Source organism: Psychrobacter sp. 4Dc (assembly GCF_002836715.1).
In the GTDB taxonomy this organism is placed as follows: domain Bacteria; phylum Pseudomonadota; class Gammaproteobacteria; order Pseudomonadales; family Moraxellaceae; genus Psychrobacter.
Window position 1 is genome coordinate 1 of sequence record NZ_PJAT01000052.1, and the last position, 360, is coordinate 360.

A 360-nucleotide genomic window follows, 5' to 3' on the forward strand; every position below is an offset into this window, starting at 1 on the left:
ATCACCTTTGAGTGGGGTTAAGATGACTGAACCATCTTCAGCAACGGTGTAGCTGTCATTCACCGCAATCGGTGCATCATTGACAGCCGTGACGGTGATGGTCTCTGTAGCAGTATCTGTACCGCCTTTGCCATCGCTGATGGTGTACGGGAAGCTCACGCTGCCATTAAAGTTGGCTTCTGGGGTGAAGGTGATGACGCCATTAATGTCAGTCGTGACCACGCCGTTGTCTACAGTAATACTTTGAGCGGTGCCAGGTGTTAATACAGTGCCATTGATCGAGGTGATACTTAACGTATCACCATCAATATCGCTGTCACCATTGAGCGGTGTCAAGATGACTGAGCCATCTTCAGCAAC

1 protein-coding gene is annotated in these 360 nt (G+C 49.4%); it reads right to left on the bottom strand.

Annotated elements, in window-relative coordinates:
- A partial coding sequence (locus tag CXF61_RS13995) for a cadherin-like domain-containing protein (RefSeq protein WP_193834168.1) occupies positions 1 to 360 on the bottom strand: 360 nt, incomplete at both ends.